29 protein-coding genes, 1 tRNA gene and 1 pseudogene are annotated in these 26,519 nt (G+C 69.1%); 11 read left to right on the top strand and 20 right to left on the bottom strand.

Annotated features, from left to right (window positions below; translation table 11 throughout):
• Positions 1–43 precede the first annotated feature (43 nt).
• Complete coding sequence (locus ACJQWM_RS00435; protein WP_332703705.1) at positions 44–1,477, bottom strand: Do family serine endopeptidase; 1,434 nt, start codon at positions 1,475–1,477, stop codon at positions 44–46.
• A 163-nt stretch (positions 1,478–1,640) separates the two neighbouring features.
• Positions 1,641–1,805, bottom strand: a complete 165-nt coding sequence (locus ACJQWM_RS00440) for a hypothetical protein (protein ID WP_332703703.1) — start codon at positions 1,803–1,805, stop codon at positions 1,641–1,643.
• A gap of 508 nt (positions 1,806–2,313) precedes the next feature.
• On the opposite strand from ACJQWM_RS00440, the gene ACJQWM_RS00445 reads away from it, so the two are divergent.
• The 3 genes from ACJQWM_RS00445 (at position 2,314) to ACJQWM_RS00455 (ending at position 6,291) form a co-directional block, all read left to right on the top strand.
• A complete protein-coding gene (locus ACJQWM_RS00445) occupies positions 2,314–4,479 on the top strand; it encodes an adenosylcobalamin-dependent ribonucleoside-diphosphate reductase (RefSeq protein ID WP_332703701.1) in 2,166 nt (721 codons plus the stop codon).
• Positions 4,480–4,646: 167 nt separating this feature from the next.
• Positions 4,647–5,381 (top strand): hypothetical protein, encoded by a 735-nt coding sequence (locus tag ACJQWM_RS00450; RefSeq protein ID WP_332703699.1) that lies wholly within the window; start codon positions 4,647–4,649, stop codon positions 5,379–5,381.
• 97 nt (positions 5,382–5,478) lie between these two features.
• Entirely contained in the window at positions 5,479–6,291 is an 813-nt protein-coding gene (locus ACJQWM_RS00455; RefSeq protein WP_332703697.1) for a TSCPD domain-containing protein, read from the top strand.
• Here ACJQWM_RS00455 and ACJQWM_RS00460 read toward each other — a convergent pair whose 3' ends face one another.
• The 6 genes and pseudogenes from ACJQWM_RS00460 to ACJQWM_RS00485 all read right to left on the bottom strand — a co-directional run bounded on the left by ACJQWM_RS00460 (position 6,292) and on the right by ACJQWM_RS00485 (position 10,548).
• Positions 6,292–6,603 (bottom strand): hypothetical protein, encoded by a 312-nt coding sequence (locus ACJQWM_RS00460; protein ID WP_332703787.1) that lies wholly within the window; start codon positions 6,601–6,603, stop codon positions 6,292–6,294.
• Positions 6,604–6,676: 73 nt separating this feature from the next.
• Positions 6,677–6,805: pseudogene (locus tag ACJQWM_RS00465) on the bottom strand (FAD-dependent oxidoreductase); the annotation flags it as partial.
• 208 nt (positions 6,806–7,013) lie between these two features.
• The gene (locus ACJQWM_RS00470) at positions 7,014–7,163 is read right to left on the bottom strand and encodes a hypothetical protein (RefSeq protein ID WP_332703695.1); all 150 of its coding nucleotides are present in this window, start codon (positions 7,161–7,163) and stop codon (positions 7,014–7,016) included.
• A 343-nt stretch (positions 7,164–7,506) separates the two neighbouring features.
• Positions 7,507–7,947, bottom strand: coding sequence for an EF-hand domain-containing protein (locus ACJQWM_RS00475; RefSeq protein WP_411306601.1), 441 nt, complete (start codon positions 7,945–7,947; stop codon positions 7,507–7,509).
• Positions 7,948–8,001: 54 nt separating this feature from the next.
• On the bottom strand, positions 8,002–9,432 hold the full coding sequence (locus ACJQWM_RS00480; protein WP_332703691.1) for a M28 family metallopeptidase: 1,431 nt from the start codon (positions 9,430–9,432) through the stop codon (positions 8,002–8,004).
• Between the two features lie 111 nt (positions 9,433–9,543).
• Entirely contained in the window at positions 9,544–10,548 is a 1,005-nt protein-coding gene (locus ACJQWM_RS00485) for a GGDEF domain-containing protein (protein WP_332703781.1), read from the bottom strand.
• A gap of 163 nt (positions 10,549–10,711) precedes the next feature.
• On the opposite strand from ACJQWM_RS00485, the gene ACJQWM_RS00490 reads away from it, so the two are divergent.
• From ACJQWM_RS00490 to ACJQWM_RS00515, 6 genes are all read left to right on the top strand, one after another.
• Positions 10,712–11,536 carry an N-acetylmuramoyl-L-alanine amidase gene (locus ACJQWM_RS00490; RefSeq protein WP_411306604.1) on the top strand — a complete coding sequence of 275 codons (825 nt, stop codon included), beginning with the start codon at positions 10,712–10,714 and terminating at the stop codon, positions 11,534–11,536.
• Positions 11,537–11,664: 128 nt separating this feature from the next.
• Positions 11,665–12,240: an EF-hand domain-containing protein gene (locus ACJQWM_RS00495; RefSeq protein ID WP_332703687.1), complete on the top strand. Its 576-nt coding sequence runs from the start codon at positions 11,665–11,667 to the stop codon at positions 12,238–12,240.
• Positions 12,241–12,488: 248 nt separating this feature from the next.
• Positions 12,489–13,562, top strand: coding sequence for a pyruvate dehydrogenase (acetyl-transferring) E1 component subunit alpha (pdhA, locus tag ACJQWM_RS00500; RefSeq protein WP_332703685.1), 1,074 nt, complete (start codon positions 12,489–12,491; stop codon positions 13,560–13,562).
• The gene (locus tag ACJQWM_RS00505) at positions 13,559–14,593 is read left to right on the top strand and encodes an alpha-ketoacid dehydrogenase subunit beta (RefSeq protein WP_332703683.1); all 1,035 of its coding nucleotides are present in this window, start codon (positions 13,559–13,561) and stop codon (positions 14,591–14,593) included. Before pdhA ends, ACJQWM_RS00505 begins: the two co-directional genes overlap by 4 nt.
• A gap of 87 nt (positions 14,594–14,680) precedes the next feature.
• Entirely contained in the window at positions 14,681–16,117 is a 1,437-nt protein-coding gene (locus ACJQWM_RS00510) for a dihydrolipoamide acetyltransferase family protein (protein WP_332703681.1), read from the top strand.
• A gap of 90 nt (positions 16,118–16,207) precedes the next feature.
• Complete coding sequence (locus ACJQWM_RS00515; RefSeq protein ID WP_332703679.1) at positions 16,208–16,591, top strand: VOC family protein; 384 nt, start codon at positions 16,208–16,210, stop codon at positions 16,589–16,591.
• A gap of 120 nt (positions 16,592–16,711) precedes the next feature.
• On the opposite strand, the gene ACJQWM_RS00520 is transcribed toward ACJQWM_RS00515, so the two are convergent.
• From ACJQWM_RS00520 to birA, 12 genes are all read right to left on the bottom strand, one after another.
• Positions 16,712–17,833 (bottom strand): sensor domain-containing diguanylate cyclase, encoded by a 1,122-nt coding sequence (locus ACJQWM_RS00520; protein ID WP_332703677.1) that lies wholly within the window; start codon positions 17,831–17,833, stop codon positions 16,712–16,714.
• Positions 17,834–17,923: 90 nt separating this feature from the next.
• A complete protein-coding gene (locus ACJQWM_RS00525) occupies positions 17,924–18,850 on the bottom strand; it encodes an MBL fold metallo-hydrolase (RefSeq protein ID WP_332703675.1) in 927 nt (308 codons plus the stop codon).
• 137 nt (positions 18,851–18,987) lie between these two features.
• Entirely contained in the window at positions 18,988–19,299 is a 312-nt protein-coding gene (locus ACJQWM_RS00530; protein ID WP_332703673.1) for a hypothetical protein, read from the bottom strand.
• Positions 19,296–20,627 carry a tryptophan--tRNA ligase gene (locus ACJQWM_RS00535; RefSeq protein ID WP_332703671.1) on the bottom strand — a complete coding sequence of 444 codons (1,332 nt, stop codon included), beginning with the start codon at positions 20,625–20,627 and terminating at the stop codon, positions 19,296–19,298. Before ACJQWM_RS00535 ends, ACJQWM_RS00530 begins: the two co-directional genes overlap by 4 nt.
• 171 nt (positions 20,628–20,798) lie before the next feature.
• Positions 20,799–20,999: a CsbD family protein gene (locus tag ACJQWM_RS00540; RefSeq protein ID WP_330970009.1), complete on the bottom strand. Its 201-nt coding sequence runs from the start codon at positions 20,997–20,999 to the stop codon at positions 20,799–20,801.
• A gap of 42 nt (positions 21,000–21,041) precedes the next feature.
• Positions 21,042–21,206 carry a hypothetical protein gene (locus tag ACJQWM_RS00545; protein ID WP_330970010.1) on the bottom strand — a complete coding sequence of 55 codons (165 nt, stop codon included), beginning with the start codon at positions 21,204–21,206 and terminating at the stop codon, positions 21,042–21,044.
• Positions 21,207–21,225: 19 nt separating this feature from the next.
• Positions 21,226–21,378: an entericidin A/B family lipoprotein gene (locus tag ACJQWM_RS00550; protein WP_330970011.1), complete on the bottom strand. Its 153-nt coding sequence runs from the start codon at positions 21,376–21,378 to the stop codon at positions 21,226–21,228.
• A 107-nt stretch (positions 21,379–21,485) separates the two neighbouring features.
• On the bottom strand, positions 21,486–22,409 hold the full coding sequence (rocF, locus tag ACJQWM_RS00555; protein WP_332703668.1) for an arginase: 924 nt from the start codon (positions 22,407–22,409) through the stop codon (positions 21,486–21,488).
• A gap of 131 nt (positions 22,410–22,540) precedes the next feature.
• Positions 22,541–22,616, bottom strand: a tRNA-Thr gene (locus ACJQWM_RS00560).
• Positions 22,617–22,662: 46 nt separating this feature from the next.
• Positions 22,663–23,328, bottom strand: a complete 666-nt coding sequence (locus tag ACJQWM_RS00565; RefSeq protein WP_411306605.1) for an SPOR domain-containing protein — start codon at positions 23,326–23,328, stop codon at positions 22,663–22,665.
• A gap of 49 nt (positions 23,329–23,377) precedes the next feature.
• Positions 23,378–24,115 (bottom strand): type III pantothenate kinase, encoded by a 738-nt coding sequence (locus ACJQWM_RS00570; protein ID WP_332704244.1) that lies wholly within the window; start codon positions 24,113–24,115, stop codon positions 23,378–23,380.
• Entirely contained in the window at positions 24,112–25,110 is a 999-nt protein-coding gene (gene birA / locus ACJQWM_RS00575; protein WP_332704246.1) for a bifunctional biotin--[acetyl-CoA-carboxylase] ligase/biotin operon repressor BirA, read from the bottom strand. Before birA ends, ACJQWM_RS00570 begins: the two co-directional genes overlap by 4 nt.
• A gap of 292 nt (positions 25,111–25,402) precedes the next feature.
• Between birA and ACJQWM_RS00580 the strand changes: the two genes are divergently transcribed.
• Together ACJQWM_RS00580 and ACJQWM_RS00585 are read left to right on the top strand one after the other, a co-directional pair.
• Complete coding sequence (locus ACJQWM_RS00580; RefSeq protein ID WP_332704248.1) at positions 25,403–25,663, top strand: hypothetical protein; 261 nt, start codon at positions 25,403–25,405, stop codon at positions 25,661–25,663.
• Between the two features lie 47 nt (positions 25,664–25,710).
• Complete coding sequence (locus ACJQWM_RS00585; RefSeq protein WP_411306606.1) at positions 25,711–26,457, top strand: M90 family metallopeptidase; 747 nt, start codon at positions 25,711–25,713, stop codon at positions 26,455–26,457.
• Positions 26,458–26,519: the final 62 nt, after the last annotated feature.

The raw sequence follows: 26,519 nt of genomic DNA on the forward strand, positions 1-26,519 counted from the left end.
CTCCTGGTCTGGGACGTAACGAGTATGAACCTTTCTACGCAGGTCACTGCATCGACAGGACACCGCGGCGGTTGCCGCGCACGATGCGCAGCACCAACTCTGCCGGAGCTCGCGTGAAGCCGGCGCGGAAGCCTGGCAGGTCGGCGAACGTGCCGCTGCTGGCCGCGACGATCACGTCGTTCGCGCGCAGCCCGTTGCGCGCGGCGCGCGAGTCGGCGGCGACCGACTCCACCCAGACGCCTGACACGCCCGACTGGCGCAGGCGCTCGGGCAGTTCGGCGATCGTCGCGCCGCCCAGGCGCTGATCGATCGCGCCCCCGGCCAGCGCGCGCGGCTGCTCGCGCAGCATCGCCGCCAGCTGCAGCGACTCGCCGTCGCGCAGCACGTCCAGCACCACCCGGCTGCCGAGCGGTTGCAGGCCTTCAAAATTGCGCAGCGCGGCGCGGTCGTCGATGCGTTGGCCGTTGGCGGCGACCACCACGTCCCCCACCCGCAGTCCCGCCGCGGCTGCGGCCGAATCGACCAATACCCGGGTGACCAGGGCGCCGCGCGCATCGTCCAGGCCGACTGCGCGGGCCAGCCGGGCATCAAGGTCCTGCGCGTCCACCCCGAGGGTGCCGCGGCGCACCTCGCCGGTGGCGATGAGCTGGGCCATCACGTCGCGCGCCAGACTGGTCGGGATCGCGAAGCTCAGGCCGATGTTGCCGGCCATGCTGCCCTGCGGGTTGAAGCTGGCGGTGTTGATGCCGATCAGCTCACCGTCCAGATTGACCAGCGCGCCGCCGGAGTTGCCGGGGTTGATCGAGGCGTCGGTCTGGATGAAGTTCTGGTAGCCCAGCCCGCGCAGGCCGGTGCGGCCGACCGCCGAGACGATGCCCGAGGTCACGGTCTGGCCGATGCCGAACGGGTTGCCGACCGCAACCACGAAGTCACCGACCCGCAGCGCATCCGAATCGGCCAGCGGCAGTGCGTCGAGATCCTCGGCCGCGATCCGCATCACGGCGATGTCGGTGTCCGGGTCGGAGCCGACGAACTCGGCCGGCAGCGTCCGGCCGTCGCTGAGCGTCACCGAGACCTCGTCGGCGTTGACGATGACGTGGTGGTTGGTCAGCACGTAGCCGTTGCCGGCGTCAACGATGACACCCGAGCCGAGTGACTCGTTGATGCGCTCCTGCGGGATGTCGGGGAACATCCGGCGGAACACCGGATCGTTCGCGAACGGGTTGTGGATGCGCACGCGCTGCTTGGTGTGCACGCTGACCACGGCCGGGGTGACGCGCGCCAGCATCGGCGCGAGCGATGGCAGTGGCTGGCCTTCGACCGCGGCTGGCAGTGCCGCCAGCGCTGGCGGCGCCGCGGCCGCAGCTTGCACCGGCGCCTGCAGCGCATCGCGGATTGCGGTCGCAGCAAAGCCACCGAACGCGGCGGCCAGGGTCAGGGCGAAAAGTGTGGTGAGCGTCGGGCGTGCAGGGCGCATCGGCGTCATCGTCCAGGAGGCGTGTGGTGGCATGAAATCGCGGTCTGCGGCGGACAATCAAGCCCGCCGCAGCCCGCAGTGCCGACCCCAGTGTCCCTGTATTCACCGAACCGCGAGTGAAAGCCCCTCAGGCGTTCGGTGGTGGACCTTGCACCGGACGCGATCAGATCCGCTCGGACACTTTCTCGCCGCAGCCCTTGCGGCCGTACACAACGCGCTGGGCGATCACGACGCCGCCCTCGGCCTGCTCGAGCGGGGCCATCGGGAGCGCGACAGCCGCCTGGCCTTCATCGCGACCGATGCGCGCTGGAACAACCTGCGCAGCCACCCGCGGTTCCGGGAGCTGGCGCAACGCTTGGGCTGGAAGCCCGACATGGCTACGGACGATTCTGAAGCCCGCAAGCGGCACGATACGAGGGCTCCGATAGAGGCGCCGGAGCGCCAGTGCCCGCCCTTCCGGGGCGCAGGCCGGCACGTCGGCCGCACCCCGCGCGGCTTCACAAAAAACCGTTTGACACCTCTCGACCCCCGGCGTAGTTTGATCCCTCGCGGCGACACTACATGTTGTGGTCATCGCCCTGAAGTAAGCCCAAGCAGTAGGGTTCGGCTTGGGCGGGTTACGCCCTGGAGGGAGGCGCGTGACGGAGCAAACCCGGCCCATGGCCACTGAAAACCGGCATTGACGCGGCGCGCACGACGCAGCCGCGGGCATGCGCGTCGGTGGCTTGTGGCAACGGTGCGCGATCGGCGAAACCCATCGACTGAAAACGTGATGACCAGACACAGAACCATCGGCCGCGGGCACTCCGGGCCTTGACGAGGGAGACAGGACAAGCATGAGCACGGTGCGCCTCGAGGCGGTCAAGACCGGGACGATCAAGTCGGCCCCCACGCGGGACGTGGTCCTGCAGCCCGCGTCCCAGGACATCTGGGACAAGAAGTACCGGCTGAAGACCAAGACCGGGCAGGCGGTGGATGCCGACATCGACGGCACCTACCAGCGCGTCGCCCGCGCACTGGCCGAGGCCGAGCCGTCCGAGGAGCAGCGGCAGCACTGGTTCGAGCGCTTCGTGTGGGCGCTGCGCCGAGGCGCGATCCCCGCCGGCCGCATCACCTCCAATGCCGGCGCGCTCGAGCACAAGCCGGCCACCTCGACGATCAACTGCACCGTCTCGGGGACCATCGAGGACTCGATGGACGGCATCCTCGACAAGGTCCATGAGGCCGGGCTGACGCTGAAGGCCGGCTGCGGCATCGGCTACGAGTTCAGCACCCTGCGCCCGCGCGGCGCGTTCGTCGCCGGCGCCGGTGCGTACACGTCCGGGCCGATGTCCTTCATGGATATCTACGACAAGATGTGTTTCACCGTGTCCAGCGCTGGCGGCCGCCGCGGCGCGCAGATGGGCACCTTCGACGTCAGCCATCCGGACGTGAAGGATTTCATCCGCGCCAAGCGCGAGGACGGCCGCCTGCGCCAGTTCAACCTGTCGCTGCTGATCACCGACGGCTTCATGGAGGCGGTCGCCGACGATGCCGACTGGCCGCTGCTGTTCCCGGTCAACAGCAAGGAACAGAACGACCTCGATCTGGACAACCCCGAGCAGGTGGTCTGGCGCGAGTGGCCGACCCACCGCAATTACGTCTCGCGCGAGGACGGGCTGGTCGCCTGCAAGATCTACGGCCAGATCCGCGCACGGCACCTGTGGGACATGATCATGGTCTCCACCTACGACTACGCCGAGCCGGGTTTCATCCTGATCGACCGGGTCAACGAGATGAACAACAACTGGTGGTGCGAAGCGATCCGAGCGACCAATCCTTGCGGCGAACAGCCATTGCCGCCGTACGGCGCCTGCCTGCTCGGCTCGGTCAACCTGACCAAATTCGTGCGCGACCCGTTCACCGACCGGGCCGAGTTCGACTGGGAGGAATACAAGGACGTCGTGCGCGTGTTCACCCGCATGCTCGACAACGTGGTCGAGGTCAATGGCCTGCCCTTGCAGCAGCAGCGCGACGAGATCATGCGCAAGCGCCGCCACGGCATGGGCTTCCTCGGCCTGGGCTCCACGGTGACCATGTTGCAGATGAAGTACGGCAGCGAGGCCTCGTGCGAGTTCACCGAGCGCGTCGCCCGCGAGATGGCGGTCGCCGGCTGGGAGATGGGCCTGGAGCTGGCGAAGGAGAAGGGCGCCGCGCCGATCATGGACGAGGCCTTCGAGGTCGACGCCGAAATGCTGCGCAAGCGGCCGGAGATGGTGGCCGACGGCTGGAAGATCGGCCAGCCGATCCAGGGCAAGGTGCTGCACGCCAGGTACTCGCGCTACATGCAGCGCGTGGCGGAAGTCGCGCCGGAACTGGTGGCCGAACTGGCCGAGGTCGGCGCGCGCTTCACCCACCACAGCTCGATCGCGCCGACCGGCACGATCTCGCTGAGCCTGGCCAACAACGCCTCCAACGGCATCGAGCCGAGCTTCGCCCACCACTACAGCCGCAACGTGATCCGCGAGGGCAAGAAGTCGAAGGAAAAGGTCGACGTGTGGTCGTACGAACTGCTCGCCTACCGCGAGCTGGTCAATCCCAAGGCGATGCCGTTCTCCGATGACACCGCGGCCCAGCTGCCGGATTACTTCATCGCCGCCGACGACGTCAGCCCCAAGCAGCACGTCGATGTGCAGGCCGCGGCGCAGAAGTGGGTCGACAGCTCGATCTCCAAGACCGCCAACGTCCCCACCGACTACGCCTACGAAGACTTCAAGGACATCTACCGCTACGCGCACGAAAAAGGGCTGAAGGGCTGCACCACGTTCCGCTTCAACCCGGCCGCCTTCCAGGGCGTGCTGGTCAAAGAGGCCGACCTGGAGAACACCCTCTACCGCTTCGAGCTGGAGGACGGCAGCGTGCTGGAGGTCAAGGGCAACGAGCAGATCGAGTACGACGGCGAGATGCATACCGCCGCCAACCTGTTCGATGCGCTCAAAGAGGGCTACTACGGCAAGTTCTGAGCGTATCGACTCGCCCGATCCGGGCCGCCCAACGCCCGGATCGACGGTCTCGCGGGAAGCGGCGGCCCGCTGTCGTTCGTACCCAAAGCAGGTATAGCATCGCTCCGGGGAGCACCGCTCTCCAGCACGCCAACAAAGCTGACTACCAGTGCCCGTCAGGAGGGCTCATGAGCAACGGCAACGGAGTGACGGCGACCTTGTCCCAGGCCGCCGACAACATGAAGGAAACGGTGACCAGTCTGGGCGGCGCCATCGCCGGCAACGCCCAGGGTGCATTGCTGTCGGTGCAGAAAACCGCGAGCCGCGCGCGCAAGGCCGCCGGCGAAGCCGGCACGTCCGCGCGCAAGGCCGTCGGCAGCGCCAAGAAGAGCCTGGCCGACGCCAGCGCCAAGGCGAAAAAGGAAGCCGACCGCCTGCAGCGCAGGTCTGCGACCGCAAAGAAAAGCGCTGGCAAGCGGGTACCGGCCGGTAAGGCTGCACCGGCCACCAAGTCGAAGACCACCACCGACAAGGCGGCGGGCAAGCAGGTAACCAGCACGCGCCCGCAGAAGGTTGCCGCACGCAAGCCCGCCGGCAGGAAAGCCGCGGCAACCGGCACCGTCGCAACCAGGAAAGCTGCCGCCGCCAAGTCGGCCACCGGAACGCCGGCGAGCCGGAAACCGGCCGCGAAAAAGCGCGCCGTCGCCCGGAAGGCACCGGCACGCAAGGGCGCGAGCAAGCAGGTCGCAGCCAGGAAAAGCGCAAGCAGGCCGGGCGCCGCACGCAGGGCCCCGTTGAACAAGGCCCCGCTGAAAAAGGCATCTGCAAAGAAGGCGCCGGCGAAGAAGGCATCCGCTGGTACCAGTGTCGGCAAGGCCGCCCCCGGCAAGGCCGCGAAAAGGACTGCGGCAAAGTCGAAGTAGGCCTACCGCCTCCCTCCCGATGGCGGAGGGAGGCCGGAAGGGTGCTCTGCATTCCCCTCAACAGAAAACAGCAACACCTGCATCAGGAGTCGGGCCGATGGCCGTCAAGATCGACAAGAAAATCAAGGGCTACAGCGTCGTCACCCCGGAAGACAAGGCCAAGGACGCGGCGAAGGCCGAAGCGGTCGCGCGTGAAGTCGCCGAGGCCGAGCTGCGTGCGCCGGACCCGGAGCTGGCCAACGTCATCCAGATGCACGAACGCATCGAACGCCCGGAAATCCTGATCGGTTCCACCTACAAGATCAAATCGCCGCTGTTCGAGCACGCGCTGTACGTGACCATCAACGACATCGTGCTCAACGCCGGCAGCGAGCACGAGCATCGCCGCCCGTTCGAGATATTCATCAACTCCAAGAACATGGACCACTTCCAGTGGATCGTCGCGCTGACCCGGATCATGTCCGCGGTGTTCCGCAAGGGCGGCGACGTGACCTTCCTGGTCGACGAGATGAAGGCCGTGTTCGACCCCAAGGGTGGCTACTTCAAGGCCGGCGGCGTCTACATGCCCTCGCTGGTGGCCGAGCTGGGCAGCATCGTGGAGGACCACCTCAAGTCGATCGGCCTGATGCACGACCCGGAAATGAGCGATGCCCAGCGCGCGCTGATCGCCGAGAAGCGCGCCGCGTATGCGCAGCTGAGTTCAAAAAAAAAAGCTGACGTAGGCAACGACCTGTTCCCGGAGCCGAAGGTCGCCGACGCGCCGCGCGAGGAGGACCTGGAAGTCACCGGCGACGGCGGCGTGTCGTTCCCGCCCTCGGCCAGCATGTGCCACAAGTGCAGCGCCAAGGCGATCGTGATCATGGACGGGTGTGCGACCTGCCTGAACTGCGGGTATTCCAAATGCGGGTAGTCAGGTAAGCATCACCTTCGCCCCGCCTCCCCAAGGAGCGGCCGCATCAACGCGCCGTGCGGCCGCCGACCAGGCGGACCAGGCCTTGCATCGGCGGTAGTGGGCACACCAGTTGCCGCGGCCGATTGGCGGCTGCCAATACCTGCTCGGCGGCAAGCCAGCCCCGAGCAAGCTTGGCAGCAGATGCAGCGGCGCCGGCAGCCGGTGCAACCGGATGGTCACCGGGTACGGCCGGTCGACCAGGGTCAGCAGTTGCTGCTGCTGCCACGCGACGCGGTCGCGCGTGCCCAGCTGCCCCAGCAGGCGGAGCATGTTGCGGTACTCCGTCAGCGTGATGTGCGGACCGAGATCGACCCGATCGCCGGTCTCCGCGGCGGTGCAGCTGCGCGCGCGCCCCCCCAAGGCTGTCGCTTTGTTCCAACAGGGTGACCCGCAGGCCGGCGTCGCCCAGCGCCAACGCGCACGCGAGCCCGGCGATACCGCCGCCGATAACGATCGCGTCCGGTTCGGTCATTGCCGCAGCATGCAGGCCTGCCTGTGCCCGGCACGTCGTCGGCGTGGGACTGCAGGCCCCAACTACAACAGGCGAGGAGAAGGCCAGGCCCGGCCGACCTGTTCCGGCTGGTGGTGCGCAATGCGGGCGTCTGCCCTCCACCCGGTCGGAAATGGGTTTGGTGAGATGGTGCGGACCGGCTGGAGCCACGCCGGGCTGTGCGCCTGCTTCAGCCCCGCAGGCGACCCAGGAATTCCCAGCCTAGGCCGCCGTCATTCGCCCATGCCCAGGTGACTGCGGTGATCAAGGCGAGCGCCAGCAGCCCCCGCGCGACACGCTCCAACCGGTCGGGTGGGGTCGGCTTGTTTGCGTTGATCATGATCGTGCCTCCTCGTGCGGCCATCTAACGCCGGCGCCGCGCGGAGGTCTGCGATTGCGGTCACAGCTTGCGATGCCCGACCTGGCGATCGGGACCCGGAGCGGCAGAACTCCGGCCCACAACAACGCTAGCGACGGCCGGGGCGGGCTGACAAGGTCAGTTGAGGCAGCTTGGCGCGGGCGGTCGGGATAAAAACGGACCGCCAACCACCTCGCCGGCCTGCCCGGCCGGCCCCGGATGGCGCGTTCGGCCGCCAACCCGAGCGCGATCGCCACTGCTGCAGCCGATCGCTCGGGGTGACAGGCGCCAGCGCGGCAGCGGAAGCTCCAGCTGCCGCCGGGCTTCACTCGATGGTGTTGGCGTCGACGTAGTCGAAGAATTCGAATTCGTTGATGCGGCCGTCGCCGTCGGTGTCGTAGGTGGCGAAGTTCATGCCGAGCACGTGGTTGGAATCGAGCTCATCGGGCGTAATGAAGCCGTCGAGGTTCTTGTCCAGCTCCTGCATGTGGATGCGTTTGAGCTTGTCCCGGGGCTCTTCGGGACGGTTGGCGCTGGCCGGTGGCACGGCGGTGTTCTGGCCGCCAGCCATCATCGGGGCTGCGTTTGCAGGCTCCATCGTCCGTGAGTCGGTCATGCAGGCGGCGGTGGCCACGGCGATGGTGAGCGCAAGGGAGATCGAAACGGCGGTTTTCATGGCGGTATCTCGGTGCGGGGGAAATGCCAGTCTCCTCCCGAGGCGGTCGAAGAAAAATGAAGTTCCGCCGGGCCGGTCAACCGCGGCCATGTGATGGTGGCTGGCCGGCCCCAGGGGACCGGCCGCGCCGCCATCCTCTCCAGCCTATTGGCCGGACTCGGCCTGGTAGCCGCCGAAGCTGCCGGCCGCGCCCGGGAACACCACCGGGCTTTCGCTGCCGTCGTTGGCCACCGCCGAGACGCCGAAGAAGTAGTTGTCGATCACCACGTTCTCCAGCGTGTGCTCGGTGACGTCGCCGACGAACACGCTGCGAGTCCACTGCGGTTCGGTGGTCAGCCGCCAGTGGACCTTGTAGCCGGCCAGGTTGGGCGCCTGTGCCGCGCTGGGGCGGGTCCAGCGCAGGGTGGTGTCGGCGCTGACCGCGCCTTCGATGGTCACCTGCGCCGGCGGCGGCGGGGCGGCGGCCAGCCCGGCCAGCGTGACCGCGTTGAGCGCGGTCAGCTTGGCGGCGTAGTCGAAATCGATTCCTTCGATGGTGTCGCCATAGACGATGCGCTGCCCGTCCGCGTTGGTCTCGGTGCGCAGGTCCTGGTGCTGGCGGTCGTAGTGCTCGTGGGTCTCCATGATCCGCACCGCCGGGTAGCCGAGATCGTTGAACGGGCGGTGGTGGCCGCCGCGGCCGAAACGATCCAGCCGGTAGATCATCATCACGTCCAGGTTGGGCACGTAGGTATCGGCCATGCGGTCGACGTAGCGCGCCAGGTTGCGCGTGGGCGAATCGACCTCGCCGCCGGTGAAGCGACGCTGGCGCGCTTCCTCCTCGGTCTCGTCCATGCGCGTGCCTTCGGCGAACACGCGCGCGGTGGTGTTGTCGCTGATGCCGGTGATGCCGGTGGTGTTGCCGATCATGTCGTTGTTGAGCACCGCCTCGATCCGCCAGCCCTCCTGCTGCGCCTTGGCGGCGAGGATCTTGCCGCCGAACAGCCCCTGCTCCTCGCCGGCGAGCGCGGCGTAGACGATCGTCGCGCCGAACCGGTGCTGGCTCAGCACCCGCGCCGCTTCCAGCGTGCCAGCCACGCCGGAGGCGTTGTCGTTGGCGCCCGGCGAGTCGTCGGTGAAGTTCATCACGTCGCTGATGCGCGAATCGATGTCGCCGCTCATGATCACGTGTCGGCCGGGATCCTGGTTGCCGCGCTGGACGGCGATCACGCTGACCACCTCGACCGGGTCGGGGATGCGCGACTCGCCCTGGATCACGTCGCTGACGTAACTGACCTCCAGGCAGCCGCCGCACTCGGCCGAAATGCGCTCGAACTCGGCGAAGATCCAGCGCCGTGCGGCACCGATGCCGCGGGTGTCGGACTCGGTTTCAGACAGCGTATGGCGGGTGCCGAAGCCGACCAGGGTGCGGATGTCGGCTTCGATGCGCTGCGCCGACGGCGCGGTGCCGATGGCATGCAGCAGCGGCACCTCGGCCGGCGGCCCGGCCGGGGCCGCGGCGCTTTGCGCGTGCGCGGCGGCGGGCGTGAGGGCGATCAGGCAGGCGACGGCGCCGAAAGCGGGATGACGGAACATGCGGAGCTCCAGGTCGGATGGTCAGCGCCTGACAGTAGCAATACCGGCGTTACGAGGCACGCGTCTGGATGTCGCGCCCGGCGCTCTTGGGTAGCTCAGAACCCCGGACCCTCATCGAAGCTCGCGCGGCGGCACCTGGCCGTCGCTGTCGACCACGATCACGCGGTTGCGCCCTTCGCCCTTGGCCAGGTACATCGCGCTGTCGGCGCGGCTCAACCAGCTGCTGGCGGATTCGCCGGCGGCCAGCGGCGTCGCCCCGATCGAGATGGTGACCGGCCGATCGCCGCACCGTACCGCGCGTTCCACGCTGGCACGCAGGTGCTCGGTGATGTCGCGCAACGCGTCGAGGTCCGCACCCGGAAGCAACAGCGCGAATTCCTCGCCACCGAGCCGGAAGAAACGGTCGCCCTTGCGCGTGGAGCTTCGCACCAGATCGGCGAACTGCACCAGCACCGCATCGCCGGCCTCGTGCCCGAAGCCGTCGTTGATCGCCTTGAAATGGTCCAGGTCGAACACCGCCAGGCCGAGCGGCGACTGGTTGCGCCGGCTGGCCTCGATCGCCAGCTCGAGCTCGGCCTTCATGCCGCGGCGGTTGTAGGCGCCGGTCAACGGATCGAGTGCGGCGGCAGCCTCGAGCTGGCGGTGCTGAAGCTCGGTGCGCGAGGCGAACATGAAGGCGAACAGGCTGACCACGATGGCGGTCACGATGAACACCGAGATGTGCACCTGCTCGCCGAACACCGGATTGAGCCACGCCAGGGCGCCCAGCGCAGCGATCGATATCGTCACCGCCTTGCCGCGGCTGACCAGTAGGAAGTTGCCCAGCAGCACCGGGTAGATCCACAGCGCGCCGGCCAGGCCGAGCAGCGTGGCCACGGTGACGCAGCCGCCCGCACATGCGAGCGACAACAGCAGGCATGCGCGGTCGAGCCGGCCGCTGCGCCAGGCGTAGCCGGCGATCAGGCAGATCCCGAGCACGATGAGCAGGTCGATCGTGCCGGCCAGCGGCTGACCATTGGCGAAGCGGTAGATCGCGAACGGAGTGATGCCGACCACCGCGGTCGCGCCGAACAGCGTCAGCAGTGCCAGGCGGAATTCGGTGCGCAGCCGGTGCATCAGCACCCGGGCGGCTCCTGGACGGTGGCGGACCTGCAGCCGCCGTTGTCGAGGCTGGAAGCGAATGGGCTGATGTCGACGCTTGGACTCATGTCGACGCTCCATGCAAGCGCTGTGCCGCGGGTGCGCTAAGGTGCATCCGATCGGCGCGGCAGAGGACAGCATGCAGTTGAACACACGCCAGGCATGGGCGCGAGCGATGCGCCGCGCGCTCGCCGCGGGGCTGCTGATCGCCCTGGCCGGCTGCGCCAGCGCGCCACCGCGCAACCCGATCGCGCAGTGGCGCGGCTCGCCCAACCACAACATGCGCCAGCCGCGCCTGATCGTGCTGCACCACACCCAGATGGACAGCGTTGAAGCGGCGCTGCTGACCCTGCAGACGCGCAACCGGCAAGGCCGGGTCAGCGCGCACTACCTGATCGGTGACGACGGCCGGCGGTACCAGCTGGTGTCCGAGGTCCACCGCGCCTGGCATGCCGGCGCCGGTCGGTGGGCGGGGATGGGCGACATCAATTCCGCCTCGATCGGTATCGAGCTCGACAACGACGGCGCGTCACCCTTCACCGAGCCGCAGATCCGCAGTCTGCTGCGCCTGCTTGAGGACATCACCACACGGCTCGGCATCCCGCCTCACCTGGTCCTCGCCCATGGCGATATCGCGCCCACGCGCAAGCAGGACCCCAGCGTGTACTTCCCATGGCGACGGTTGGCCGAGGCCGGCTTCGGACTGTGGCCGCGCGAGGTGCGGGCCGCGCCGCCGTCGGGCTTTGACCCGTGCGCGGCACTGCGCCTGATCGGGTACGACCTGCGAGATCCCGCGGCGGCGCTGCGTGCATTTCACCGGCGGTTCCGCGCCAGCGAATCGGCGAGTTGGCTGCCCGGCGACGCCGCAATCCTGTATGACCTGCAGCGCCAGTTGATGGCGATGCCGCCGCCAGCACCCCCGCCAAAAATGCTTGCGGAGCCTATGGATGGCCCAGTTCGCTAAGCCCGCGCATAAAGCGAATGAAGCTTGCGTTAGCCGGCGCCGCGGTCACCGCGGGTACACGCGCGCGGGCCGACGCTTGGCCCGCACCCGCTATGCGCGGGTGCCCATCCCCCGCAGGAGAAATCACAATGAACGCATGCAACCGCACCCTGATTGCGCTTGCCCTGACCGCCGTCTGGTCGTCGGCGGCATGGGCGTCACCCCCTGCAACGACGACGGCCGAGCCCGGTGCGCAGGACCGCACCACCCAGGAGCTCGACACCGCCGCCGATGCCGCCGCGGACACCACCATGCCACCGCCGGTCAACGACGCCGATCCGCGGCCGGTCGATCCGGAGGTCGATGCGATGACCCAGCCGCCGCAACCACCGCAGCCGGTCGAGGCACCCCGTGAGCCGGTCAGCGGACCGGACCGCACGGTCCAGCGCGGCATGTGGACCGAGCTGGACACCGATGGCGACGGACGCATCAGCGCCCAGGAAGCCAGCGTCAACGCGGACTTCAACAGCAACTTCGAGATGAGGGACCGCGACGGCGATGGCTATATCAGCCAGGCCGAATTCGACGCCGACGCGCAGGTTGACGACGGCTCCCGGGAGGAGCTCGACGACGGCACGATCGATGATGGCATGGAGCTGGAAGAAGAAGACCGCATGGAGCTGGAAGAAGAAGACCGCATGGAGCTGGAAGAAGACTACGACTGAGCTTCGCCGCCAAACTGTCGACCCGAGGGCGCCGCGTGGCGCCCTCGCTTTTTCCAGCGCCTGACCACGCCGTCGATGACGGCGCCGCGAGACCGCGCCCAGCCCGGCAGGCGCCGGGGCAGGCGTGTCGACCGGGTGCAGGCCGACCTGCACCGCCCCTGCCATGCCGCGCCGCGCAACGGCTGTTTACACTGCTGCGGTTATGATCGTCGGTCTCGTTGCCGACCTGCTGCATGAGGACCCCCGCGATGACCGTCGCCGCAAAGTTCGAAATCGAATACCTGCAATACCTCGGCCCCGACGGCCAACCCGTCGCCGAACTGCCCGAGGCATTCCGCGATCCCAAGGCGTTGCTGCCGCTGTTCAAGCAGATGCTGTTCGTGCGCACCTTCGATACCAAGTCGATCGCGCTGCAGCGCACCGGCAAGCTCGGCACCTACGCCGCAAGCCTCGGCCACGAAGCCACCCACGTCGGCATCGGCGCCTCGATGAAGCCCGAGGATGTGTTTGCGCCGAGCTATCGCGAGTACGGCGCGCAGTTCATGCGCGGCGTGCTGCCGCGCGAGGTGTTGCTGTACTGGGGCGGCGACGAGCGCGGCAACGACTTCTCCGGGCCGAAGCACGACTACTCGTGGAGCGTGCCCATCTCGACCCAGTGCCTGCACGCCGCCGGCGCCGCGCTGGCGTTCAAGCTGCGCAAGGAGAACCGGATCGCGGTGGCCTGCTGCGGCGACGGCGGCTCGTCCAAGACCGACTTCTACGCCGCGCTCAATTCGGCCGGCGCGTATACCGCGCCGCTGGTGTTGTGCGTGATCAACAACGGCTGGGCGATCTCGGTGCCGCGTTCGGCCCAGACCGGCGCGCAGACTCTCGCGCAGAAGGGCATCGCCGGCGGCCTGTATTGCCTGCAGGTCGACGGCAACGATCTGATCGCGGTGCTCGAAGGCATGCGTCGCTGCGTCGAGCGCGCGCGCAACGGCGAGGGCGGCAGCGTGATCGAGCTCCTGACCTACCGCCTGCACGACCACACCACCGCCGACGACGCACGCCGCTACCGCGAGGCGGACGAGGTGAAGGAGGCTTGGACCCGCGATCCGATCCCGCGCCTGCGCAGCTATCTCACCGCGCAGAAGTTGTGGAGCGAGGACGAGGAAAAGGCCTGGACCGAGGAGTGCGGCAAACAGGTCGATGTGGAGATCAACGCCTACCTGGAGACGCCGGTGCAGCCGGTGGAGGCGATGTTCGACTTCCTCTACGCCGATCCGCCGGCCGACCTGCTGGAGCAGCGTGCGGCCGCCATCGCGCGGGAGGGACGCGCATGAACAAGGCAGCCAAATCGACCAAGGCCAAGGCGACCGACGAGGCCAAGGCACCGGCCGCGATCACCCTGATCGAAGCGATCACCCAGGCGCTCGCCTACGAGATGCGCAACGACGAGACCGTCCTGGTGCTCGGCGAAGATGTCGGCGTCAACGGCGGCGTGTTCCGCGCCACCGCCGGGCTGCAATCGGCGTTCGGCCCCGAACGCGTGCTGGACACGCCGCTGGACGAGACCACCATCGCCGGCCTGACCGTCGGCCTGGCCTCGCAGGGCATGAAGCCGGTGGCCGAGTCGCAGTTCGACGGCTTCATGTACCCGATGGTCGACCACATCATCTGCCACGCCGCGCGTTTCCGTTACCGCACCCGCGGCCGGCTGACCTGTCCGATGGTGCTGCGCGTGCCGTGGGGCGGCGGGATCCGTGCGCCGGAGCACCACAGCGAGGCCAACGAGGCGATCTTCACCAACGTACCGGGCCTGCGCGTGGTGATGCCTTCCTCGCCGGCGCGCGCCTACGGGCTGCTGCTGGCGGCGATCCGCGACCCCGACCCGGTGATCTTCTTCGAGCCCAAGCGCATCTACCGCCAGTACAAGGAGCTCGTGCCCGACGACGGCGAGGCGCTGCCGCTGGATGTCTGCTACGTGTTGCGCGATGGCAGCGACGTGACCCTGGTGAGCTGGGGTGCGCAGATCAAGGAAGCGCTGGAGGCCGCCGACAAGCTGGCCGAGGACGGCATCAGCGCCGAGGTCATCGACGTGGCGACGCTGCGGCCGCTGGACTTCGCCACGATCGCCGAGTCGGTCGGCAAGACCGGTCGCTGCGTGATCGTGCACGAGGCGCCCAAGACCGCCGGTTTCGGTGCCGAGATCGCCGCGCGGCTGGCCGAGGAGTCGATGTACGACCTGCTCGCCCCGGTCGAGCGGGTGACCGGCTACGACACCCACATCCCGCTGTTCCGGTTGGAAATGAAGTACCTGCCGAGCGTGGAGCGGATCGTGGCCGCGGCCCGGCGCGCGGTCGAGGCCAGTTGACCTAGGGCGGGTTTCAACCCGCCGCTGCCATACACCACGCATTGAGATCACATGGCGGGTCAAGACCCGCCCTACCGAGCGAACCCAATGAGCGACAAGAAAAAGTTCTTCCTGCCCGATCTCGGCGAAGGCCTGCCGGACGCGACCATCGTGGAGTGGTCGGTCAAGGTCGGCGACACGATCCGCCTGGACGATGCGCTGGTGTCGATGGAAACGGCCAAGGCCGTGGTCGAGGTGCCGTCGCCGTTCTCCGGCAAGGTGCTCAAGCTGGCCGGCGAGGCCGGCGACGTGATCAATACCGGCGCGATGCTGGCCGAGTTCGAGATCGACCCCTCGCAACCGCAGCGCGCGGCTGGCCAGGACACCGGCCACCACCACGGCGGCGGGCAGGACGAGGACGAGCGCGAGCAGCCGTCGCAAGGCGTGGGCAGCCGGGACCCGGCGCCGGACGATCGGGTGGTCGCCTCCGATGACGGCGGCGCGATCGAGGACCAGGGCGAACCCGCGGCCAAGGGCAGCGTGGATGGCGAACGCGCCGACAGCGGCACCGTGGTTGGCGCGATGCAGTCCTCCGATGCGGTGCGCGCCGAGCAGGCCTTCGCAATCGGCGGGATCAAGGCGATGCCGGCGGTGCGTGCACTGGCGCGCAAGCTCAAGGTCGACCTGGCGCAGGTGGAGGCCACCGGCGCCGACGGTGTGGTGACCATGGCGGACGTGAAGCGCGCGGCGGCCGATGGCTCGGCCGCGATCGGCAACAAGAGCGCCGCTCCGTCGCGATCCGCTCCTCCGTCGGCGCAACAGCGTGAGCAGTCGCGGGAGGCGTCGCGTACGACCCTTTCGGCCGGCGGCAAGCCGATGCGCACCCAGCCGCCCGGGGTCAGCGCCAGCGGCCAGCCCGAGCAACTCAAGGGCGTGCGCCGCAACATGGCCCGGGTCATGGCCGATGCCCACGCCAAGGTCGTGCCGACCACGCTGAGCGACGATGCCGACATCCACGCCTGGATGCCGGGCAACGACATCACCGGGCGCCTGGTCCGCGCGATCGTGGCCGCGTGCAAGGCCGTGCCCGCGCTCAACGCCTGGTTCGACGGCGACAAGCTGACCCGGACCCTGCACCCGCACGTCGACATCGGCATCGCGGTGGACACCGACGACGGGCTGTTCGTGCCGGCGCTGCGCAACGCCGACGTGCTCGATGCGCGTGGCGTGCGCGAGGCGGTCAACCGCCTGCGCGTGCAGGTGCAGGAGCGCAGCATCCCGGCCTCGGAACTGTCGGGCTACACCATCTCGCTGTCGAACTTCGGCATGTTCGCCGGTCGCTACGCGACCCCGGTGATCGTGCCGCCGACGGTGGCGATCGTGGCCGCCGGCAAGGGCCGCCACCAGATGACCCCGGTGATGGGCGGGTTCGAATCGCACAAGGTGATCCCGCTGTCGGTCACCTTCGACCACCGCGCCTGCACCGGCGGCGAGGCCGCGCGGTTCCTCAAGGCGATGCTGGATGATCTGGCGCAGCCGCAATGAAGGCAGGGAGTAGGGAGTAAGGAGTAAGGAGTAAGGAGCCCCGGCAGGTCCGTCGCCTCGGCGGGGACGCCAATCGACAGGAGCACCGCCATGGCCCACCGCAGCCGCCTCGCCGGCTTCATCATCGACTGCCAGACCGGCGACCTCGGCGCTGCGGCCGCGTTCTGGAGCCGGGCACTCGGCGTGTCCATCGCCGATCCCGACTCGGGCGGCACCGGCCAGTACGCGGAGTTCGGCGACACCCCGGGCGACCTGCACATCGAGGTGCAGAAGGTCGAACACCCTTCGCGGGTGCACCTGGACATCGAAACGGACGACCTCGATGCCGAAGTCAGCCGACTGGAGGCGCTGGGCGCAAGCCGGGTCGGCTTCGTCAAGCGCTGGTGGGTGATGCAGGCGCCCGACGGCCAGCGCTTCTGCGTGGTGCCGCTGCGCGAGGACAACGCGCGCGCTGCCCCGACCGTCTGGGACTGAACCCCCGCTCCTGTAGGAGCGGCTTCAGCCGCGAGCCCTTGATTTGCCGGCGCGACTCACATCGCTCCCACGCAAGCGGACGGGCGCTGCGGCGATCGGGCTTCGCGACTGAAGCCGCTCCTACAAAGGCGTTGTGGGCGCGTCGCTGATCTGCAGCGTGTCGTCGGCCACCACGCAGTTGCGGCCACCGGCCTTGGCCCGATACAGCGCCTGGTCGGCGCGGTCGAACACCCGCTCGGGGGTGTCGCAGCCGGGCTCGCCGCCGGCCAGGCCGATCGATACGGTCAGCGCGAACGGCAGCGGCGCCAGCAGCACGCGCTGGCGCACGCGCTCGGCGACCTCGGCGGCGTCGGCCAGGCGCGTGTTGGGCAGCACCACCAGGAATTCCTCGCCGCCGTAGCGCACCGCCAGGTCGCCCTCGCGGATCGACGCGGCGACCGCATCGGCGACTGCGCGCAGCGCGCGATCACCGAGGAGATGGCCGTGGCGGTCATTGACCTGCTTGAAGCGGTCGACATCGATCAGCATCAGGCTATAGGGCGCCTGCTGCAGCCGTGCGAGCTCCCCGGGGGCAGCGCGCAGCTGGGCCAGCGCGGCGCGGTTGAGCAGACCAGTCAGTGGGTCGCGCGAGGCGCTGTACTGAAGCTTGTCATGGCGCCGCTGCAGGTCCGCGCGCGATGCCTCCAGCCGCTGGGAGATCGCCTCGCGCTCGATGAGCAGGCGGCGTTGTTCGCGTGCATAGCGGCTCAGCTCGAACAGGTGCTGGGTCTGCCGCGCCAGCACCTCCAGGCCCTCGCGCTGCGCTGCGTCCAGGCTGCGCGGCACCGCGTCCATCACGCACAGTGTGCCGAGCACGTGGCCATCGGGGCTGCGCAACGGCATGCCGGCGTAGAACCGCAGCGGGTGATCGCCGAGCTTCAACGACAACTTCGTAAAACGCGGATCGCGTGCCACGTCCTCGACCACCAGCAGCCGGCCGGGCTCGCGCAGCGCGTGCTCGCAGATCGTGTCGCGGCCCGCGGTTTCGTCCACCGCCAGGCCGATGCGCGCCTTGTGCCACAGGCGGTCGCGATCGATCAGCGAGATCGCCGCGGCCGGCACCTCGCACAACATCACCGCGAGCTTGACGATGTCCTCGTAGGCCTGCTCGCGCGCGCTGTCGAGCAGTTCGTACTCGTCGAGCGCGTCCTGGCGGCGTTGCTCGTCGGCGTGGATATCGCGGTGCGGGCGGTCGGAGGGCATCGGACAACGAGATTGTCTGTGGTGCGCGCAGGGATGCGCGAAGGCTAACGGTCCGGCGCAATCCGCATCGTGACGGCCGCCGCAGCCTGGTCAATTGCGATCGAGCCAGACCGCCAGTCCCTGCGCATTGAGTTCGATATCGACCGCGAGCAGCGCCTGGATCCGCGCGTCATCCAGCGGCACGCCATGCGCGCGCGCACGCCGCAGGTACAGCGCGGTCAAGGCCTCGGCCAGCCGCGCGTGGCGCTCCGGCCGGCCGTGCGTGGCACGCGCGGCGGCGACCATCGCGTCGATCTGTTCGATCAGGTCGCGCGCCAGCCGCGCGGCCCCGGTGACCCGACCGAAGTGGGTCAGGTACATCGCCTCGGGCGCGAAGTCGAGCAGGCGCGCGATCGATGCCTTCAGCGGCCCGGGCTCGAACTGCACCGGCGAGGTGGTCGGGATCACGAATGCACCGTGCTCGGTGTCGAACTCGCGGTACGACAGCCCGAAGGTGTCGCCGGTGAACCAGCTGCGGCTGCGTTCGTCCCATACGCACAGGTGATGGCGTGCATGGCCGGGTGTGTCGATGCACTGCAGCCGCCGCCCGGCCAGCTCGAGGGTGTGGCCGTCGTCCGCGGCGACCACGCGTTCGGCCGCCACCGGCTGGATCGCACCGTAGCTGCGTGCCATTTCCGCCTCGCCGTAGACCGCGGTGGCGCCGGCGATCAGACGCGCCGGATCGATCATGTGCGGTGCCCCGCGCGGGTGCACCAGCAGGCGTGCGTTGGGCAGGTGCTGCATCAGCAGGCCGGCGCCGCCGGCATGGTCGAGGTGGACGTGGGTCAGGACCAGCCAGTCGACCGCCTCGCGCGGCAGGCCGCGGTCCGCCAGCGCGGCCAGCATCGCCGGCACGCTGTGGTTGGTGCCGCAATCGACGAACGCCGCACGGCCGCCTTCGACGATCAGGTAGCACGCATCGAATCGCGGCCGCTGGAAGCCGGTGTCGATGGTGACGATGCCGTGGGTATCGGACATGGCAGTTCTCTCGAAGGCGCGGATATCGTGACCCGTTGGTAGGTAGACCCGTAGGCTGGGCTGCCAAGCCCAGCGCCTCTGCCCGGGCGGCGGACTTCGGCGGTAACCGGCGGCGTGCCATCGACACGCGCGCGGAATCAGCCGCGACGAGACAACCAGTGCCGCCGCACCAAGAAGGCGAGCGTCAGCACCGCCAGGAACACGCTGTAGCCCAGCGCGGTCGCCAGCACCTGCTGCCACATCGCGCCGTAGACCGGGTCGGCGCTGGCGTGCGACCAGTAGATGCTCAGCAGGAACGCGGCCAGCGACAAGCCCAGCGCCGCGACATCGAACAGCATGCGCGCCCGGTGCCGCGGCTGCTGTGGGAACAGCCAGTACAGCACGCCGAGGATCACGAACCACGGCAGGAACAGGATCAGGCTGAGGTTGAGCTCGACCAGCGGGTTCATGCCCTGGCTTGCGCCTTTTCGCGGGCGGCGGCAATCAGCGCGGCGATCGCCGCAGCGACCTCGCCGGTGTCGACACCGTCCGGTGCCGTGGCATGCGCTGCGAGACTTGCTGCATCGATCGCGCCGGACCTGATCGCGGCGACAACTTCACCGGCCTGCTTCGGCGAGTCGAAACCGCCGCTCTGAAGCAGCAAGCGTTCGCCCTCGACCAGCTTGAAATAGAACCTGCCGTCGGTGTCGCGGTACTGCTTGAGCTGCGGCAGCGCGGCTTTTGCCTGGACGGGGGCGGTCTCGCCGGTCACCCGCGAGAGATCGCGCAGGCCCACCGCCTCGCGCAGCCGCGCCAGCATCGGCGTGGCGTGGCGTACCCGCAGGCGCGCCGCGCCGTCGCGCAGGATCGCCTCGATCTCGGCCGGCTTCGCGATCAGCGCCTCGTACTTGTCGCGCAGCGGCGCGAGTTCGGCATCGATGCGTTCAAACAAGGCCTGCTTGGCCTCGCCCCAGGCGATGCCGTCGGCGAATGCCGCGCGCATCGCGGCGGTCTCATCGGCGTTGGCGAAAGCCTGGTACAGCTGGAACACGTTGGAGCTGTCGGTGTCCTTGGCCTCGCCCGGCGCTCGCGAGTCGGTGAGGATCGAATAGATCAGCTTCTTCAGCGTCGCGCGTGGGGCGAACAGCGCGATGGTGTTGTCGTAGCTCTTGCTCATCTTGCGGCCGTCCAGGCCCGGCAAGGTCGCCACGTGCTCCTCGATCACCGCCGCGGGCAAGGTGAAATAGCCCTCACCCGTCGCCTCCCCGTAAAGATGGTTGAAGCGCTGGCCGAAATCGCGCGCCATCTCGATGTGCTGCACCTGGTCGCGGCCGACCGGCACCCGGTGCGCATTGAACAGCAGGATGTCGGCGGCCATCAGCACCGGGTACATGAACAGGCCGGCGGTGACCGCGGCATCGTCGTCGAGCTGCTCGGCGCGATTCCTGTCGACCGCGGCCTTGTAGGCGTGCGCGCGGTTGAGCAGGCCCTTGCCGGCGACGCAGGTCAGCAGCCAGGTGAGCTCGGGGATCTCGGGGATGTCGGACTGGCGGTAGAACCACACCTTGTCTGGCTCCAGTCCGCAGGCGAGCCAGGTCGCGGCGATCTCCAGGGTCGAGCGCTGTACGCGCGCCGGCTCGCTGACCTTGATCAGGGCGTGATAGTCGGCCAGGAAATAGAAGCTCTCCACCCCCGGCGCTTGGCTGGCCGCCACCGCCGGGCGGATGGCGCCGACGTAGTTGCCCAGGTGCGGGGTGCCGGAGGTGGTAATGCCGGTCAGGACGCGGGTCTGACTCATCGTGGCTGCTGCTGTGGGAAAACGGAGGCCGTCCAGTTTACCCGCAGCGCCGCGATGGTCTCCGGCACGTCATCGGCATCGGCGCCAGAGCGGGCCGGAGCCCTCCCTGGCGCGTTTTCACAGTGGCTGCGCCCGTTGGCGCCGCGGCGGCCGAATGCATGCGCCGCTGCCTCAGTTGAGCGTGTCGCTGAAGTCGCGCACTTCCTGGTCGGCACGATCGCGCTGCCAGCCGTAGCGCTCCTGCAGCTTGCCGGCGAGGTACTCGGCGTTGCCTTCGGCCACGTCGAAATCGTCGTCGGTCAGATCGCCCCAGCGGGCCTGGGCCTTGCCCTTGAGCTGGGTCCACTTGCCGGAAATGATGTCGTTGTTCATGACTCGCGTCTCCTGTTGGCCAGCGGTTGTCGACCGCCGGGGTCAGCTTCGCAAGCGCGATGTCTGCGCAGGATCATGATCCCCAGGCGTGCCCCACACATGGCTGAACGGAGCCGCACTGTCTTGTGCGGCGGCGGCGAGCAGGAGGTGATCGCGAAAGCCCGGCTGCAATAAAAAAGGCCGGATCGCTCCGGCCTTTTTCTTCATGCGAAGGCGTACAGGCAATTCAGCACTCGCCGGCGTCACAATCCTCGGCCTGCTCTTCGATGGCGCCGCCGGCCTCCTGGATGTCCTCGCCGGCACCGGCCATGGTGTTGCAGGCGGTAAGGGTGCCCATCGAAAACATGGCCAGCAGCATCAGGGCTATCAAACGCTTCATAGTTACCTCCTCGGTCGGATGGCTTGCGATATGGCGGCCGCTGAACAGGAGGCGGCCCGCGCTTGCATCAGACGCGAGCAGGCGTGAAGCGCGTGTGCACTCGGCGCTCAGTCGCGCATCAGCGTCGATTTGCCGAACAGGCTCTCGACCAGGTCGACCGCGATCTCGGCGGTGGCGTTGCGGGTGTCGATCACCGGATTCAGCTCCATGATGTCGAGCGACGCCATGCGGCCGCTGTCGGCGATCATCTCCATGACCAGTTGCGCCTCGCGGTAGTTCGGACCGCCCGGCACGGTGGTGCCGACGCCCGGCCCGATGCTCGGGTCGAGGAAGTCGACATCGAAACTGACGTGCAGGTGGGTGTCGTCGTCCATGCCCTCCAACGCCTCCTCCATCACCCGCTTCATCCCGACCTCGTCGATGTAGCGCATGTCGTAGACGTCAAGGCCGTGCTCCTTGATCAGCCGCTTCTCGCCCTGGTCGACCGAACGGATACCGATCTGGCGGACCACGTCGGGGGAGATCGCCGGGGCGTTGCCGTCGAGATGGGTCAGCTCGCGCGGGCCGATCCCGCACAGGCACGCGACCGGCATGCCGTGGACGTTGCCCGACGGCGTGACCTGGCTGGTGTTGAAGTCGGCATGCGCATCGAGCCACAGCACGCGCAGCTGCTTGCCCGCCTCGCGGCAATAGCGCGCGACGCCGGTAATCGAGCCCAACCCGAGGCAGTGGTCGCCACCGAGCAGGATCGGCATGCGGCCGCCTTTGAGTTCGGCATACATTGCTTCCATCACGATGCGGTTCCACTCGGCTACCTCCGACAGGTGCCGGTAGCCCTCGACTGCCGCGGTCCACGGGTTGCGCGGACCATCCAGGTTGTCGCGGTCGATCACGTCGACGCCGCGGGCGACCAGCGCCTCGGCCAGGCCGGCGATGCGCAGCGCCTCGGGCCCGAGCCGGGCACCGCGGTCGCCGGCACCGACATCGGTGGGGGCGCCGATGAGCGAGACGGGCGTGTAGGTGCGATTCATGAGGGTCTCCTTGGGAATGGCGTCGCTGCGGCGATGGCGGCGTCTGCCGCCATCGCGGGCCAGCAGAAGCATCGGCCGGCACGCGGCCGTTGGATCGTCGATCCGGCGGTTGGTTCTACGCCGGGTTCACTTGGTGCCGGCTGTCAGAATCGAACTGACGACCTACTGATTACAAATCAGTTGCTCTACCAACTGAGCTAAGCCGGCGGTTTGCACAGTCTAGCGTGCGCCTCATGGCTCGCGTGCCCTCGCGTCATTGCAGCTCGGCGCAGTCGAGCGCCTCGCGCCGTGGCGCAGCGCTGATCTCCTGTGCCCGTGCGGGGTCGAAACCGGCGGCCGCCCGGAGGTCCAGCCACAGCGCCACCGGGCCGCTGCGGATCGGCTCGGCCAAAGCGGCAAAACCGGCCGCGGCCAACGCCGCCGCGTGCGCGCGTGCGGTCGCCTCGTCGGCATAGCGCCCGAGCGCGACAGCGTTGGCGTCCGCGCCCTGGCGCATCACGAAATAGTCGGTGAAACCGGCTTCGGCCACCCGTGCGGCGGCGGCCTGCGCGGCGGCGAGGTCCTCCGATGGCGGCAGGTAGACGCGCCAGCCGCTGATCGGCCCGGTCTGGACCCGGCGCCCGCGCACCTGCAGCGATGCGATCGGCCGGAGGGCGGCGCGCGCGCGCTCGATCTCGGCTGCGGTCTCGAATGGCCCCAGGCTCAGGCATTGGGGTGCGGTGGCCTGGCGTGCTGCAGCGCCCGCCGCGGCCGGGGCGGCGGCGGGCGCTCGGGAGCGCTCGCCGAGCAGTTGCAGCCGGGCGACGCCTGGCGGGTGCGCGGCGGGTTCGGCGGGCGTCGGCGGCGCGCGCAGCAGCCACCAGCCGGCGACGCCGAGGTTGAGCGCGAGCAGCAGGACGATCAGGGCGCGGATCAGCATCGGGCAATTCTAAAGGCCAGGCGTCCATGGGCCCGCTCGAGGGTGCTGCTCATGCGCACTCTGTCTTCGCCCACACCGCCAGTCCCTCGATCACCAGCCCCGGCACCCAGCGCGCCGTCGGCAGGTGCGGCATCAAATTTTCGCCGCCGCCGCCGTGCAGCAGCAGCGCCGGAGCAGTGCCCAGCCGTTGCCGCGCGGCCGCGACGCTGTGCTCGATCAAGCCCAACGCTGCGCCCTCGCAACCGGAGGCGAGCGCGTCCGCGGTATCGGCCGCGAATTCGCGGTACCCGCCGCCGGCCACCGGCAGTTGTGCGGCGCGGGCGTGCAGCACTTCGCGCATCAGGGTCGGCGAAGGCGCGATGCGCCCGCCGAGGTGGCACCCGTCGCGATCGAGCAGGTCCACGGTCAGCGCGGTGCCGACCCCGCACAGCAGTGACGGACCGTCGCCGCGCGCGTGCGCGGCGAGCAGCGCGAGAAAGCGATCCACCCCGAGCCTGTCCGGTTGGGCATAGGCGATGCGCACCCCGGCGCAGTCGGCGCGGGTGCGCGCCAGCGACACGTGCCGGCAGCGGCCTTCCAGTTCGCGGAGCACCGCGGCGGTCAGTTCCGGTGCGGCGACACTGGCAAGCCACGCCTGTTCAATGCGCCCCGGCAGCACGTCGGCCAGGCCGCCGCCGACCTGGTCGATGCGATGGGGCACCGCGATCACCTCGCCAATGCGGCCGTCCTCCAGCAGCGGCGCGCACTTCAGCCGGGTGTTGCCGAGATCGAACAACCACGCGCTCACGCCGGCACGCTGCGGCGCACGCTGATTTCGCCGGAATGGAAGTGCCGCTCCGCGCCGTCGTGCAGGCGCACGCGCAGGGCGCCGTCGGCGGCGATGCCCAGTGCGGTGCCGTGCTGCGCTGCAGCCTCGCCGTGCACGGTCAGCGGTTCGCCGGCCAATGCGTCGAGCGCGGCATAGCGCGGCAGGAACGGCGCCAGCCCGTCGGCGTCGAACTGCTCCAGTGCCGGCAGCCAGTGCGTGAGCAGCGCCGCGGCAAGAGCGTCGCGCGTGGGCGTGGGGGCGGTGGTCAACGCGCCCAGGTCACACCACGGCTGGTCGATTCGCGCCGCGGCGTGTTCCGGCGGCATCCGCACATTGAGTCCGAGCCCGATGACCGCGCGGACCGGACCGGCGTGCTCGCCGCCGCCCTCGACCAGCAGCCCGCCGAGCTTGCGCAGGCCGGTGTCGTGTTCGACCACCAAGTCGTTCGGCCACTTCAGCCGCACCGCATCGAAGCCGAGCCCGCGCAGGGCTTCGGCGGTGGCGATGCCGGCCACCAGGCTGAGTCCGCCCAGGCGCACCAGTCCGCCGGCAAAACTGCGCGACAGCGACAGGTACAGATGCGCGGCCAGCGGCGAGGCCCACTCGCGCCCGCGCCGTCCGCGGCCCGCACTCTGGCGCTCGGCCAGCAGTACCGTCGCCTGCGCGCCGGCCGGCCCCGGCCGTCGCAACAGCTCGCTGTTGGTCGAGTCGAGCGACCAGGCGACCTCCAGCGCGTCGAGCCGGGCACGCGTAGCGCCCGGCAGCGCAGCCCGGATCACCGCCGCATCGAGCAGGTCGAGCGGCTGCGACAGTGCATAGCCACGGCCGGGCTTGGCTTCGATCGGCACACCGGCCTCGCGCAGCGCCTCGATCCGCTTCCACACCGCCGCGCGGGTCTGGCCGGAGGCGCTGGCGAGCGCATCGCCGGACGCCGGGCCGGCCATCAGCCGCTTCAGCAGTTCGCGCTCGTTCATGGTTTCGCCGTACCCCGCGGCCAAAGGTCCGCAGCCGCCAGGGGCGGTGGTAGCGCCGTGCAGGGCGCACGCTGCGCCTCGGTCGGGCGCGCGGAGGGAGTGGATAGCCACGACATGCGCGCATTATGCGGGAGCCTGGAGTGCTTCCGGCAGCGCTGCGGCGGGCGAGGGAGGGTCGCCTGAAACAGGCTCGAGTGCGTGCTGCGTCGCAGCATTCCTGCCCGTCGGCTGCGCGTGAAATCGCGTTATAGTCAACGGCTAGCCGGACTCCGTCTTACGCGAGGACCTTTCCATGTTGCGGATTTGCCTATGCCTGCTGCTTGCCGTCGCCAGCACGTCCGTGACTGCGCGCGAGGTGAAACTGAGCGCGCCCGGTGGCGAGAGCTGCGATGACCAGGTCCACGGCAAACAAGCCGATCGCAACGCCGCCGCGGCGTCGGCTCCGTCGGCGCGCGAAACCAAGGTCAAACCGAGCGTCCACAGCGACGCCGGCCCGGCCGGCCGCATGCAGTCGCCGCGCTGGCACAGCTTCCTGCCCGGCATGTTCCGCTGAGCATGCATCGCTGAGCGTGCCCGCCTGATTCGCGCGACGGCAGTACGTTGTTCGAATGGCTCCGGCGCCTGCGGCGTCCCGACCCGATAGATCCGCAGCTGTGGCGCGAGACGCGCAATGCGGTGCCCTGGTTGCATGCGCTGGATGCGGAGCGCGACGCGCGCCTGGGCGGGCTCGCCGCACGATTCCTGCACGAGAAGACCATCAGCCCGATCGGCGAGCTGAGCCTGGACGGGCAGCAGCGCTGCATGCTCGCCGCCTTGTGCTGCCTGCCGCTGCTGGAGTTCGGCGCCGAGGGCCTGCACGGCTGGTCGCAACTGATCGTCTATCCCGAGGCGTTCCGCGTGCAGCGCAGCCATATCGATGCGGCCGGCGTGCTGCACGAGGGCCATGACGAGCTCATCGGCGAGGCGTGGGAATCCGGACCGCTGGTGCTGTCCTGGGCCGACGTGCTGGCCGACTGCGAAAGCCCGCGCGCCGGTTTCTGCGTCGCCGCGCACGAGATCGCGCACAAGCTGGACGTGCTCGACGGCGCGCTGGACGGCACCCCGCCGCTGCCGCGCCCGTGGCAACGCGAATGGGCGGGCGATTTCCAGCAGGGCTACGACCGGCTGGTGGCCGAGGTCGAAGCCGGCCGGGAGACTGCGATCGACGCCTACGCTGCCGAGGCCCCGGAGGAATTCTTCGCCGTCGCGACCGAGTACCACTTCAGCGACCCGGCCCTGCTGCGCGAGGCGATGCCACAGGTGGCCGCGCACCTAAGGCGCTTCTACGGACGCTCGCCGTTTGCCTGATCAAGAGCTGTTGGTCCGCAAAGGACGCAGAAGAAGCAAGTAAGAAGTAAGGGGGTAAGGAG

This window comes from Novilysobacter longmucuonensis (assembly GCF_046600735.1).
Taxonomy (GTDB): Bacteria; Pseudomonadota; Gammaproteobacteria; order Xanthomonadales; family Xanthomonadaceae; genus Novilysobacter_A; species Novilysobacter_A longmucuonensis.

Bases quoted from the DNA above. Each gene is read 5' to 3' on its own strand.
- ACJQWM_RS00435 (WP_332703705.1), bottom strand. From the start codon at position 1,477: ATGCGCCCTGCACGCCCGACGCTCACCACACTTTTCGCCCTGACCCTG.
- ACJQWM_RS00445 (WP_332703701.1), top strand. From the start codon at position 2,314: ATGAGCACGGTGCGCCTCGAGGCGGTCAAGACCGGGACGATCAAGTCG.
- ACJQWM_RS00450 (WP_332703699.1), top strand. From the start codon at position 4,647: ATGAGCAACGGCAACGGAGTGACGGCGACCTTGTCCCAGGCCGCCGAC.
- ACJQWM_RS00455 (WP_332703697.1), top strand. From the start codon at position 5,479: ATGGCCGTCAAGATCGACAAGAAAATCAAGGGCTACAGCGTCGTCACC.
- ACJQWM_RS00460 (WP_332703787.1), bottom strand. From the start codon at position 6,603: ATGCTCCGCCTGCTGGGGCAGCTGGGCACGCGCGACCGCGTCGCGTGG.
- ACJQWM_RS00470 (WP_332703695.1), bottom strand. From the start codon at position 7,163: ATGATCAACGCAAACAAGCCGACCCCACCCGACCGGTTGGAGCGTGTC.
- ACJQWM_RS00475 (WP_411306601.1), bottom strand. From the start codon at position 7,947: ATGGCCGCGGTTGACCGGCCCGGCGGAACTTCATTTTTCTTCGACCGC.
- ACJQWM_RS00480 (WP_332703691.1), bottom strand. From the start codon at position 9,432: ATGTTCCGTCATCCCGCTTTCGGCGCCGTCGCCTGCCTGATCGCCCTC.
- ACJQWM_RS00485 (WP_332703781.1), bottom strand. From the start codon at position 10,548: ATGCACCGGCTGCGCACCGAATTCCGCCTGGCACTGCTGACGCTGTTC.
- ACJQWM_RS00490 (WP_411306604.1), top strand. From the start codon at position 10,712: ATGCAGTTGAACACACGCCAGGCATGGGCGCGAGCGATGCGCCGCGCG.
- ACJQWM_RS00495 (WP_332703687.1), top strand. From the start codon at position 11,665: ATGAACGCATGCAACCGCACCCTGATTGCGCTTGCCCTGACCGCCGTC.
- pdhA (WP_332703685.1), top strand. From the start codon at position 12,489: ATGACCGTCGCCGCAAAGTTCGAAATCGAATACCTGCAATACCTCGGC.
- ACJQWM_RS00505 (WP_332703683.1), top strand. From the start codon at position 13,559: ATGAACAAGGCAGCCAAATCGACCAAGGCCAAGGCGACCGACGAGGCC.
- ACJQWM_RS00510 (WP_332703681.1), top strand. From the start codon at position 14,681: ATGAGCGACAAGAAAAAGTTCTTCCTGCCCGATCTCGGCGAAGGCCTG.
- ACJQWM_RS00515 (WP_332703679.1), top strand. From the start codon at position 16,208: ATGGCCCACCGCAGCCGCCTCGCCGGCTTCATCATCGACTGCCAGACC.
- ACJQWM_RS00520 (WP_332703677.1), bottom strand. From the start codon at position 17,833: ATGCCCTCCGACCGCCCGCACCGCGATATCCACGCCGACGAGCAACGC.
- ACJQWM_RS00525 (WP_332703675.1), bottom strand. From the start codon at position 18,850: ATGTCCGATACCCACGGCATCGTCACCATCGACACCGGCTTCCAGCGG.
- ACJQWM_RS00530 (WP_332703673.1), bottom strand. From the start codon at position 19,299: ATGAACCCGCTGGTCGAGCTCAACCTCAGCCTGATCCTGTTCCTGCCG.
- ACJQWM_RS00535 (WP_332703671.1), bottom strand. From the start codon at position 20,627: ATGAGTCAGACCCGCGTCCTGACCGGCATTACCACCTCCGGCACCCCG.
- ACJQWM_RS00540 (WP_330970009.1), bottom strand. From the start codon at position 20,999: ATGAACAACGACATCATTTCCGGCAAGTGGACCCAGCTCAAGGGCAAG.
- ACJQWM_RS00545 (WP_330970010.1), bottom strand. From the start codon at position 21,206: ATGAAGAAAAAGGCCGGAGCGATCCGGCCTTTTTTATTGCAGCCGGGC.
- ACJQWM_RS00550 (WP_330970011.1), bottom strand. From the start codon at position 21,378: ATGAAGCGTTTGATAGCCCTGATGCTGCTGGCCATGTTTTCGATGGGC.
- rocF (WP_332703668.1), bottom strand. From the start codon at position 22,409: ATGAATCGCACCTACACGCCCGTCTCGCTCATCGGCGCCCCCACCGAT.
- ACJQWM_RS00565 (WP_411306605.1), bottom strand. From the start codon at position 23,328: ATGCTGATCCGCGCCCTGATCGTCCTGCTGCTCGCGCTCAACCTCGGC.
- birA (WP_332704246.1), bottom strand. From the start codon at position 25,110: ATGAACGAGCGCGAACTGCTGAAGCGGCTGATGGCCGGCCCGGCGTCC.
- ACJQWM_RS00580 (WP_332704248.1), top strand. From the start codon at position 25,403: ATGTTGCGGATTTGCCTATGCCTGCTGCTTGCCGTCGCCAGCACGTCC.